This is a genomic window from Amazonocrinis nigriterrae CENA67, from assembly GCF_016056305.1.
GTDB classification, from domain to species: domain Bacteria; phylum Cyanobacteriota; class Cyanobacteriia; order Cyanobacteriales; family Nostocaceae; genus Amazonocrinis; species Amazonocrinis nigriterrae.
In genome coordinates this window covers 22982-32759 of record NZ_JAECZC010000110.1, presented here as the reverse complement: position 1 = coordinate 32759, position 9778 = coordinate 22982, and the positions used below count along the sequence as shown (strand labels likewise).

General features: G+C 43.9%; 5 protein-coding genes and 1 pseudogene. 3 read left to right on the top strand and 3 right to left on the bottom strand.

Annotation, left to right across the window (positions count from 1 at the left end; all coding sequences use genetic code 11):
- Positions 1-22 precede the first annotated feature (22 nt).
- A pseudogene (locus I8748_RS33620) lies at positions 23-526 on the bottom strand (amino acid transporter); the annotation flags it as partial.
- A 612-nt stretch (positions 527-1138) separates the two neighbouring features.
- On the bottom strand, positions 1139-1564 hold the full coding sequence (locus tag I8748_RS33615; RefSeq protein WP_198128811.1) for a COG3650 family protein: 426 nt from the start codon (positions 1562-1564) through the stop codon (positions 1139-1141).
- A 159-nt stretch (positions 1565-1723) separates the two neighbouring features.
- On the opposite strand from I8748_RS33615, the gene I8748_RS34815 reads away from it, so the two are divergent.
- Complete coding sequence (locus I8748_RS34815; protein ID WP_214662873.1) at positions 1724-2050, top strand: hypothetical protein; 327 nt, start codon at positions 1724-1726, stop codon at positions 2048-2050.
- A 55-nt stretch (positions 2051-2105) separates the two neighbouring features.
- On the opposite strand, the gene I8748_RS33610 is transcribed toward I8748_RS34815, so the two are convergent.
- Positions 2106-3185: an aromatic ring-hydroxylating oxygenase subunit alpha gene (locus I8748_RS33610; RefSeq protein ID WP_198128810.1), complete on the bottom strand. Its 1080-nt coding sequence runs from the start codon at positions 3183-3185 to the stop codon at positions 2106-2108.
- 226 nt (positions 3186-3411) lie between these two features.
- Between I8748_RS33610 and I8748_RS33605 the strand changes: the two genes are divergently transcribed.
- Complete coding sequence (locus tag I8748_RS33605; protein ID WP_198128809.1) at positions 3412-4284, top strand: SDR family oxidoreductase; 873 nt, start codon at positions 3412-3414, stop codon at positions 4282-4284.
- Positions 4285-4597: 313 nt separating this feature from the next.
- On the top strand, positions 4598-9667 hold the full coding sequence (locus I8748_RS33600) for an aminotransferase class I/II-fold pyridoxal phosphate-dependent enzyme (protein ID WP_198128808.1): 5070 nt from the start codon (positions 4598-4600) through the stop codon (positions 9665-9667).
- Positions 9668-9778 lie beyond the last annotated feature (111 nt).

Genomic DNA, 9778 nt, shown 5'->3' with positions numbered 1-9778 from the left:
TCTATTCATCTGAAAACTGCTGTAAAATCAGCGTGATACCAACTTCTTGATGGTGAAGCCAATTTGGCGCCAGCGGATTTTCGATAATGTGAGCCGTGGCATCAGCAGCCGAAAGTGTAATAGTAATGATGAAGTCTGTTGCAACAAAGCCAAGTAAACACAGTACAAACAGCTTACCTTGCCACCAAGATAGCAAATGTTCCAGCATTGCGATCGACCCTTCACCATGAGGACTTTTCGCAGCCACAACTCGATAAATAGGCAAAGCCCCAAACAGTGTTAAAAGAACTAGAATCAGCGTAGCCAGAGGAGAAAGCGCACCTGCTGCTAGTGCTGCAATTCCAGGTTGGTAACCAAGTGTCGAGAAATAATCTACACCAGTCAAGCACATTACCTGCCACCAAGGGTGTTTGCGGTGTATTTCTTCCTTTCTGTAAGGCCCTTTCTTCTCTTGTCGGTCTTCAACCAGCAACCAGTGCATCAATTGTCTGCTGAAACGGTTTGTTAAACTAATTGGTTTAGCCATCAAACATTACTGCTCCCATATAATATCTGTAATGTCTTTGGATTACGTGACTTTGCTCTCATCAACTCTTTATTAGTACTGACTCATTGAGAAATATCAGGCACTAGCCTTGAGAGGGATAATCGATATGTATCAATGAGGGAAAATTCACAACCACTATTAATAGACTTATTTATTGTGTGTCAATAGGATACATAAATGAGAGTTGATAAGAAAGTTGCGTTTATACAGATTTTCAATTGTATACCACTTGACTGGCGAACAGGTGGAACAGCAGGTTATACAATTTCACAAAATACCTGATACAAATATACGACTTTGATGTAATGTTGTCGTGAGTGTCAACTTTACGTCAAAGTCGCATCTTGTGAGGAATTAAACTTCCTTGTTAATAGCAAAAGTCATCGAATAGATGACTAAATATCCCCAAAAATCTTTAGTCTACTTCAGTAGGCTTTAGCTATGAAGCTGGGAATTTATCCCAGGCGGATAACAAAGCCAACAGTCATCAGCCATCAGTCATCAGGAGCCAGCGCCGTGGGCGGGTTTCCCGACAGCCGCGCGACTGGCGTTCATCAGCCATCAGTCATCAGTCATCAACTTCCAAAAATATCATTTTTTCTCTGCACAACCTTCCAAAATTTTATTACCTTGAATGAAAATAGCCGAGTAGGGATAATTTTTATCTGACATTCCATCACTACAAGCGCTGACTTTCTGAATAATTAAAGTATTGTTGCCTGTGCCTTTTAATCGGTATACTCTTACCAAATCTGCGGGACGCCCCTCTGCTTTCAATGGTGCGACATAAGGGAATTTTACCTGTTGCGTTCCTGGTGAATTGTAAACAATTCCCCGTTTGCTAACAGTAACATTCCAAAAAGGTTCTGTACCCCTAGCAATGAATTCTTCATTACTAGCAGCTTGTGCAACAATGAAATTATTCTTATTCACAGATTCGTTAGCAATACTGCGGTTATTAACTAATAATGTAGTAGCAACTCCTAACAACAAAACGTAGACAATTAAGTTTTTCATGGCTCAATACAATATACTCATATTGTCTACTCCAATTCGACTTGATCCATTTCCTGAAAGCGCAATACCTACAGCAAAAAGCTTTGCCTCTACGCATACTTAAATGGGTAAGTACATTATTTCACAAATTGGTAGCTAAAAAATTCCTACCCATCAGACATGCAGAATATTACACTAACAGGACTTACGCAACTGGCACAAATATTTTCTGCGCTGGCAGTCAATAATCAAGAGTCAAGGGGAGCCAGCGCCGTGGGCGGGTTTCCCGACAGCCGCGCGACTGGCGTTCAAAAAACTTTGATTTTTGGACTCTTGACTCTTGACCTAGTACAACTCACACCAAAAAAATATGACACTTGCGTAAGTCCTAATAGAATTAGCCTTAAATTCAAAAATTACGAATTACCCTTACGGTTTCGGCAGTTACTCCACTTGGGGAGCCACCCCTGTGGGTGGGTTTCCCGCCAGCCTTTGGGAGTGGCGTGAAACCCCAAGACCGTACTGCCGAAGCGAATTACGAATTAGTAATTATTGGGTCAAGTTAAATAAGAATCTGAACACGCTTTTCACTAATCTCCTTTGGTTGGCGCAGTTCACCACGTTCTGCTTGCTGAAGCATAAACCAAATTTGAGAACTTACTAAATCAACATCTGTAGACATAAATTGTTCACCACCAAAACGGCGAATATTCTCCGCCTGAGCTTTGAGAACAACACCATCTTGACGAATAATGCTTGATAATAAAAACTTCACTAAAGGTTGCATCACCCAACCAGGAAGTCCTAAACGAAAAGTGACAACCAAAAAGTTGCGGATTTGGAAATCAGACACCGGAGTCATAGCTTGAGTAACCAGCAGGTTATAGTTGTTTCCGAACCGATACTCTACTTGTGCCATAGATGGTAGTAGAAAGCGGTCAAAATGGTTGACTTCCGTCACATTAGGTGCAATGATTTGGGCGGCAAGACCGCTAGGACGTGGTTCATCAAGGTACTCAATCTCAATACCATTCGACTGATTTCTAATGGCAACCGTGATTTGTTTTCTTTTGGGATCGCCACGTAACAAACCTGTGTGAACAAAAGGAGTATGTGATACATCCGTGATATTCTCTAAAGCAGCATGGAGAGTACACTCATAAGCAAACTCTTCACGCCAGGTTGTATAACTGCTGTCATTAATGTTGGGAAACTGGTAGGGAAGTGTTTCCGGCTCGATATCAGCATTGCCAAAAACCCATACAAAGCCATCTTGCTCAACGACTGGGTATGCTACCGCTCTTGTGCCACTCTGATCTGGAACACTACACAAACCAGGCACTACTTGACAAGTACCACTATTGTCAAACTGCCACCCGTGATAAGGACATTCGAGATTACCGTTAACAACCTGTCCCAAAGACAGCGCTATGTTACGGTGCGGACATCTATCTAAAAGAGCAGCAGCCTTACCATCTCCTCCCCGAAAAAGCACCAAGGGAATACCAATAACTGTACGGACAAGTGGCTTGTCAGTTAGTTCTTGGGACTGACAAGCAATGTACCAATAGTTTGTCATCCGTGCTACCGAGATATGACCCTTGGTAAACGGCGGAGTTAGATGTGGTTTTTGTAATTCCATATTTTTAATCTCACTCTAGGCAGAGGGCTAACGCACCTTGAATTGTTGTTGGTGCGTTGCGCTGGGCGACAACGCACCCTACTGGCTACTGCTGTATTTTTATGCTTTTAAGAGGCAACTTGTACTTACATTAAAAAGTGTTACTGATTTTGAGTAGACTAATAACTAATTCCTTGACTTTGCTCTAAGCATATCTTCTCATTTTTGTAGGATTTAATTTACCTCAATGGCTGGCAAAGAAACTTTTCAAGCAGTGGTGATTACTGGTGCATCAAGTGGAATAGGTGAAGCCAGTGCTATTTACCTAGATAATTTAGGATACCAGGTATTCGCTGGTGTGCGGCGTGATGTTGATGGTGAGCAGTTAAAAAGTAAAACCTCAGCTAGATTGACACCGTTTTTGTTAGATGTCACCGATGAAGCGTCGATTCAAGCAGCAGCAAACACTATCAGCGCAACTTTAAATGATGTTGGTTTGGCTGGTTTAGTCAACAATGCTGGTATCGCCGTGGCTGGGCCACTAGAATTTCTTCCTATTGATGAGTTAAGGAAGCAACTGGAAGTAAATGTGATTGGACAGATAGCGGTTACTCAGGCATTTTTACCACTTTTAAGAAAAGCACAAGGTCGTGTGATCAACATTAGTTCTGACAACGGCAAAGTTGCTGTGCCTTTTCTCGGCCCTTATTCTGCTTCCAAATTTGCATTAGAAGCACTTACAGATGCGCTGCGGGTAGAACTGCAACCTTGGGGTATTGAGGTTGTAATTATTGAACCTGGCACAGTGACAACGCCAATTTGGAATAAGTCCATAACTTTAGCCGATGATATCTTGAACAAATTGCCGCCTCAAGCGTTGGAATTATACTCACTAGCTGTAGATGCCACCCGTAACACAGCCAAAAAGTTAAGCCAGAATGGTTTTCCTGCATCAGAAGTTGGCAAAGCAGTAGCCAAAGCGCTGAGCGCTAAAAAACCAAAAACTCGTTATGTAGTGGGATGGGATGCCCGAATGAGTATCTGGCTGTCGAAAATTTTAAGCGATCGCCTGCTTGATAAACTGATTATTCAATACCTTGGTTTACCCAAAAATTCCTAATATCATCATTGTGTGACTATTACAACTTCTCGAAAATTACCTCAACTATACTGATACAATATTTCTTCTAGATACAGTGATTTTTTGCCCAATTTTTTATAACTACACACTGTACAAATAGAGCCTAATATGCATTAACGAATTTGATTGTAGGCAATCATATTACCATGATTGTTCAACTCCACGCGCGAGAACTAGCTAAGTATCTTAGTGTCTGTTTTGTGATCTGCTAAGTCCCTTTTTAAGGTAATCTTGGTAAATTTAAAGACATGAAAGTTGCTAGCTGAATTTAGTATTTCAGGGGAGTCAAAATTTGCTTTTAGAAAATCTCGTTAAATTCTCCAGTCTAGTAGATATATTGTGCGATCGGGCGCTCTCCCAACCAAACAAACTGGCTTTTACCTTTTTGCACAACACAGAAACAGAAGAAGTCAACCTAACTTATCAAGAGTTAGACCAAAAGGCAAAAGCGATCGCTGTGGTGCTGAAGAGCATGAAAGCCACTGGAGAAAGGGCACTCCTACTCTACCCGCCTGGAATAGAATTTATCGCTGCTTTTTTCGGGTGTTTATATGCTGGAGTGATTGCCGTTCCTGTGTATCCACCGCGACGCAACCAACGCATGAACCGATTGCAAGCCATAGTGGCTGATGCACAGGCTGCTTTCGCACTCACCACAACATCTGTTTTCACCAATATTGAACATAGCTTTAAACAAGCACCAGAACTCGCAGCTTTGCATTGGCTAGCCACCGATGATATTGCCAGCAACCTTGCTCCTGATTGGCAGCCTACCAAGGTTAATAGCGACACACTGGCATTTCTTCAGTATACTTCCGGCTCTACCGCTACTCCCAAAGGAGTAATGGTCAGCCATCAAAATCTCCTCCACAATCAATTATTAATCCAGCAAGGATTTCAACATACCCAGGAAACCATAGTTGTCGGCTGGTTGCCCCTGTACCATGACATGGGTTTAATTGGCAATGTGCTGCAACCTTTGTATATGGGTGTACCATGCATTCTCATGTCTCCGGTAGCTTTTTTACAGCGTCCTGTGCGTTGGTTAGAAGCGATTTCTCGCTACAAAGCTACTACCAGCGGCGGCCCCAATTTTGCTTATGACTTGTGTGTCAGTAAAATTCCCCCCGAACAACGGTTAAACCTTGACTTAAGTACTTGGACTGTGGCTTTCAACGGAGCCGAAAAGGTACGCGCCGAAACCATAGAACAATTCACAAATGCCTTTGCTGAGTGTGGATTTTCTCACAAGGCATTTTACCCATGTTACGGTTTGGCAGAAGCAACTTTATTTGTATGTGGTGGAACCAAAGCTGCTGCACCCGTAGTTGAAAAAGTGCAGAGCGAAGCTTTAGAGCAAAACCAAGTAGTTCTATCAAACCAAGAAAGTGGTAAAGTCCAGAAAATCGTCAGTTGTGGTCGAGCCATACTAGAACAACAAATTGTTATAGCCAACCCAGAAACTTTAACTACTTGCGCCCCGAATCAAGTCGGTGAAATCTGGGTTGCTGGTTCTAGCGTCGCTGGTGGTTACTGGAATCGACCTCTTGAGACAGAAAATACCTTCGGTGCATACTTGCAAGATACAGGTGATGGCCCATTTCTGCGTACAGGAGATTTGGGATTTTTACACAATGGTGAGCTATTTGTTACAGGTCGCATTAAAGACTTAATTGTCATCCGGGGACGCAATCATTACCCCCAAGATATTGAACTGACCGCACAAACAAGTCATCCAGCTTTGCGACCCAGTGCCAGCGCTGCATTTGCAGTTGAAGTTGATGGCACTGAACGGTTAGTGGTGGCTTGTGAAGTAGAGCGCAGTTACATACGGAATGGAGAATTGGAGGAAGTAGCAAAAGCTATCCGTCAGGCAATATGGAACGCTCAAGAACTAGAAGTGTATGCCGTAGTGTTACTGAAAACTGGCAGCATCCCCAAAACTTCTAGTGGGAAGATTCAACGCCTCAGTTGCCAAACTAGCTTTTTAGCTGGCAGTTTGGATGTATTGTATACTTCCAGTACTAAAAATATAGTAAAAAATATTTCTGAGCAAATCTCTACAGAACCTCTCAGTTACTCAGAACCAAAAATGTATTTATCGGCATCAGTTGCGGAAATTAGTAAACAGCGGGCAAACGATGTTATCGATTGGTTTCGCAGTTACGCCAATGAACGCATTAATTCTCGTCTAATTGATGAGCGACGTTCGATACCACCGCACATTGTACTCGATTTCGGAAATCGCGGGCTTTTGGGAATGCAAGTACCTGAAAATTATGGAGGACTGGCACTCACCAACCGCGATATCATGCGCGTCATTGAACAAATTGCCGCCAGCGATTTAACCCTTGCAACCTTTGTCGGTGGCAACAATACTTTGGGTATTCGCCCTATCCAGCGTTACGCCACACAAACGTTAAAAGATGAACTTTTACCCCTACTCTCCTCTGGTCGGGAAATGGCTGCACTGGCAATCACAGAACCCGGTGCAGGCTCAAACCCTAGAGCCATTTCAGCCACAGCTGTAGCAAATGGCAAAGGTGGCTGGCAATTGCATGGCACGAAAATCTGGAGTGGTTCTGCTGCTTGGGCTGGTGTAATTAACGTTTTTGTCCAACTGTTAGATGCTAACGGACAATCGAGTGGTATGACTGCTTTTGTTGTGCGTCAAGGAACACCAGGCTTGCGAATTGGCCCGGAAGCTTTGACTATGGGAATGCGGGGCATGGTGCAAAATACAATCTATCTTAACGATGTCCCAGTGGAACCCAGCCAACTGCTTTGGCGACCAGGAGCAGGTATGGAAGTCGCCCAGGATACATTTATGTTTGCTCGGTTGGGGTTGGGAGCAATCAGTGTGGGAGGGATGAAACGAGTAGCACAACTCATGCACCGTTATGCAACTCGGCGTTCTATTGCTACTGGTAGTTTGCTAGAAAATCCTGTGACATTGGCGCGGTTTAGTGAAGTGACAGCAGCCATTACTGCCGTAGAAACACTAGTGAGATTGATAGCAGATTTACTCGATACTGGGCAGAATGTCCCCGAAGAAGCCTATGTAGCTTGTAAAACTTCCGGGCCAGAATTCTTGTGGAAAGCTGCGGATACCCTAGTGCAACTGCTGGGGGGTCGTGGCTATCTGGAAAATAATCTTGCACCCCAGATTCTGCGAGATGCTAGACTCTTCCGCATTTTTGAAGGGCCTACGGAAACCCTGAACATGTTTTTGGGATCGCGAGTCCTGCACAGCAGCAAGGAACTAGATTATTTTCTCTCTCAAACCCTAGGAGCGCCAGCTGTCTCGAATCGTTTGCAAGATGCTGCCCAAAGCATCAATGCCCGTTGTGGGTCAAATTCTGTTTTTGGTGAGCGTTCTAGTGCAAGTCGCTGGGCATCTGTTTTAATTGGGGAATTAGCTACATATGCTATTTTGCTGGCAGCAGTACAAAAAGCATATCAGTCCAACCAATCGCCACCAATCAGCAGGGCTGTAGAATGGGCACAAATGAAGTTTGAACTGACACTGAATAACGCCCTCATGGGTACACCAGATGAACTTGTAGCGCTGAGTGCCAAGCAAACCACAAACCTTGTATCCAGCTATAGTGAAACCATTGGGGATTTAGAACAGACGCTTTTTGGTGAAGATCATGCAGTTGATGAGTTATTGCGTCAAAACTTAGCAACAGCAAACCCAACTCAGAGCAATCACTCCAGAGAATCTTTCAGTTTGAATGGTAAAGGTTTGGCAACAAATTGGCAAATTTCTCCTTACACTGCTGAATCGATTCAAAATTGGTTAACAAAATGGATAGCCAACGAATTAGGAGTAGAGTTGGATGCGATTGACATTGACAAGTCCTTTGCTGAATATGGTCTAGATTCAGTCACCGGCATCAAGTTGGTTAGTGATTTGGGTAATTGGTTAGGACGCGAACTTTCTGCCAATAGTACCTGGGACTACCCCACCATCGCTAGCCTTGCTGAGCATCTAGCCCAAGAAATTGAGATTCCTACTGTAACTAACTCACTTGGTATAAATGAAGTGACATCAAAAGTGATGAACAATGGCAGGATTAAATATCCAGACGAAAAGATTCCAGCGATCGCATCTGCCAACAACAACGAAATTCCCCTTGAATACTATAATTTCGATTTTGCACCAGAATATCTCAATCTCAAACAGCGACTTGCAGAAATCAAAATCATGGGGGGAAACCCGTATTTTAGAGTCAATGAGAAAGTATCTGACGATACAGCTATAATTAATGGGCAAGAACTAATTAACTACTCCAGCTACAACTACTTGGGCATGTCTGGCGATGCTGTGGTGACTAGTGCAGCTATTGAAGCGATCGCCCGCTACGGCACCTCCGTATCAGCAAGTCGTGTGGTATCAGGCGAAAAGCCGTTGCACCAAGAGTTAGAAAAGGAACTAGCGCAACTTGTAGGGGTTGAGGACTGTATCGTTTATGTCAGTGGACACGCCACCAATGTCACCACCATTGGCCATTTATTTGGGTCGAAAGACCTGATATTGTACGACTCACTCATCCACAACAGTATTTTAGAAGGTTGCTCATTATCTGGAGCCAAGACTTTACCTTTCCCGCACAACAACTGGGAGTCACTTGATAAGATACTAAGCGATCGCCGAGCCGAATTCCAAAAAGTGCTAGTAGCCATAGAAGGCGTGTACAGCGTCGATGGCGACATCCCCGAACTACCCCAGTTGATCGAAATCAAGAAACGCCACAAAGTATTCCTGATGGTAGATGAAGCCCATTCCATCGGTGTGCTAGGAAAACACGGCCGCGGCATTGGCGAGTATTTCGGCATTGATCCCCAAGATGTAGATTTGTGGATGGGTACCTTGAGCAAATCCTTTGCAAGTTGTGGTGGTTACATTGCAGGTAGCAAAGCATTAGTTGAATACCTGAAATATACAGCTCCCGGCTTTTTGTATAGCGTTGGCATCACACCAGCAAACGCCGCCGCCGCCTTGAGTGCCATTCAAGTACTCAAAGCCCAGCCACAGCGAGTAGCCAAACTGCACGAACGCGCCCAACTATTTTTAAAACTAGCCCGGAAACACAACATAGATACAGGTCTGTGTAAAAACTCACCTGTAATCCCGGTAATTGTCGGCAACTCCTCACAATGCGTCCAACTGTCACAAGCACTTTTTGAACGTGGGATCAACGTCCAACCAATGATTTATCCCTCAGTAGCAGAGAACGCCGCGCGTCTACGCTTCTTCATCAATTGCACTCATAGCGAAAAACAAATTCGTTTGACCATAGATGCGATCGCTTCTGAGTTAGCCAGAATTTGTCCTGACTATGGAGTGAAGGTATAATCTTTGTGCAGGCAGTCCGTTCAAGTCGGGAAACCCGCCCACACGGCTGCCCTTGTCTTTGTGGTTCAATTATTCACCACAAAGACACGAAGACACGAAGGTTTTTCATCC